The organism is Roseovarius sp. 10 (assembly GCF_033100315.1).
In the GTDB taxonomy this organism is placed as follows: Bacteria; Pseudomonadota; Alphaproteobacteria; order Rhodobacterales; family Rhodobacteraceae; genus M30B80.
In genome coordinates, this window is the sequence record NZ_JAWLVH010000013.1 from 1 (window position 1) to 2,100 (window position 2,100).

General features: G+C 50.0%; 2 protein-coding genes. One reads left to right on the top strand and one right to left on the bottom strand.

All coding sequences use genetic code 11. From position 1 onward, the window contains the following. Nucleotides 1–79: 79 nt before the first annotated feature. Nucleotides 80–1,246, top strand: a complete 1,167-nt coding sequence (locus RYZ18_RS14155) for a DUF6538 domain-containing protein (protein ID WP_317657515.1) — start codon at nucleotides 80–82, stop codon at nucleotides 1,244–1,246. A 34-nt stretch (nucleotides 1,247–1,280) separates the two neighbouring features. Here the strand turns inward: RYZ18_RS14155 and RYZ18_RS14160 are convergent. Continuing rightward, the coding region (locus RYZ18_RS14160; protein ID WP_317657516.1) for an alginate lyase family protein at nucleotides 1,281–2,100 on the bottom strand (820 nt) is incomplete at its 5' end.

Genomic DNA, 2,100 nt, shown 5'->3' on the forward strand with positions numbered 1-2,100 from the left:
GCGCCATTTACCCAGATCCAAGGTCCACGGACCACGGTCCAAGCAACTGTTTTCAAACGATTAATGTTCGAAAGCAGGAGTGCTTGAAGATATGGTGCAGGTAAAACTTCCGGTATATTTTTACAATCGTAACGGTGTTTATTACTTCTCCCGAGCTGTCCCGTCTGATCTTCGGCATCGATTCAATAAGCCTAAGATCGAAATGTCTCTCCGCACGAAATCGCCCGTAAAAGCAAAAAAATTGGCCACAGTACTGTCCGATCGGCTTGAACGGTACTGGGACGGTATTCGCATGGATGATGTTTGGTCAAAGGAGCTTGGGCTTGTTGCTCTTAAGTCTCCGAAGCAAGCGCGTGATGAGAGCCCAAGCCTTGATGATGCTCTGAGGCTCTATAAGGATTTAAAGGGCGATGGAAAAAACAAGTTATTCTTCGAATCGGCAGATCGCAGCCTTCGATACCTAAAGGATTGCTTAGACCACGATGAGGTGGCCGATTTGACTGCCTCAGATGCATCGAAGTTTCGCGATTATTTATTCGAGCGTGGGTTGAGTAGCTCGTCAGTGAAACGCATTTTTTCGTCTGTCCGGGCTATAACCAATTTGGCTGCTAGAGAGTACGGGCTTGCTATTGGTAATGTTTTTGGAGGCACGTTTATTCCTGATCGGACCGTTGCAAAACGTCGTCTGCCAATCCCAGTTTCTGACATCGACTCTATTCAGGCTGAGTGTTTAGAAATTGGGGATGGGCCGCGACTGCTCATTGCGTTGATTAGTGACACTGGCATGCGGTTAGCGGAAGCTTGTGGTCTCGCTTTGTCTGACATCCGCCTCGATTGTGAGGTCCCCCATATTGCACTTAGAGAGCATCCATGGAGGCGTCTGAAAACTGCTAAGAGTGAGCGTGACGTTCCTTTAGTCGGCGTGTCACTCGAAGCCAGTAAACGTTTGGCCAAAGGCAATGGTATGTTTGCATTTCCTAAGTACTGCAGTGGTGAAGGGTGCAACTCAAATTCCGCCAGCGCAGCTTTGAACAAGTGGTTGCGGCCTCGCGTCCCGTCCGGCTGCGTTATCCATTCATTCCGTCACTCGTTTAGAGATCGCTTGCGTGCAATCGAGTGCCCAAGCGACATAGTCGACCAACTTGGTGGATGGAGTACAGATGGTGTCGGTCATAGTTATGGGCAGGGGTACTCTTTGGCCATCAAATCTAAATGGCTAACTGAAATGGTTAAGCGTGGAAAATAGCTCATAGCCACGGCCTAAGCTTACTTTACCTTAATCAGGCGAGACAACGGGCAACCCCGCCTGCAACGGTCGAAGTTGAAGGTCTCGGGGCGCGTACGAAAGATGATGTGCGTTTCAGCCTATTAGCTAGCTCGCTGCCTTCAAACCGTTTGGTGTAGTACACGCCCCAACTGGCGCTGGGAGACCTCATCCATGTTAAACGTTGATTGTTGGCGTCAAAACCGCGGAAACCTGCGCCTGTGTACTGTGAAGCGTAACCGGCAATAATGCTCGGGTCATCGGTGGCATCAAGCAAGAATCGGATGGCATCATGGATACTTCTTCCTCGAGCCTCAAAACTATATAAGTCTACACCTTGGCCAGCGGCCAGCTCAGCAGTTAACACTAAGGATGAAATAGCTAAGTTAGTGTAATGGATTGCACTTCCGCCCCGGCCACTGTCTTGAGGCAGGCTACCATCATTACGGAGATTTCTAATCGCAGTGTAATACGTTCCAATGCCTCTGCGAATTAAGCCGTCATCCTGCGTGACTATGCCGAAAGCTAGCGCAGCATTTCCCCACAAATAGCCTTTATTATCTACCGACCATCTGCGCATCCTTTCGTTATTGCCGGTTCGGTTAACAAGTTGGCGCAGCCAACGTTCGATTGTTTCTTGCTCCTCTGCAGAGAAGAGGTCCCTGTGCTCGCCATAGGCGATTATGGTGGGAACCAGTGTGTTCGTTGTGAAATAGACAGTTGCGGGCCCAGAGTCGTTCCCATCATTCCAGTTGCGTGGCCATTGCATGGCGTTTGCTGCGGCCCAGGAAAGCAATGCGTTCCGCAGTTGTGCCTGTGCCGACGAAGACACAAAC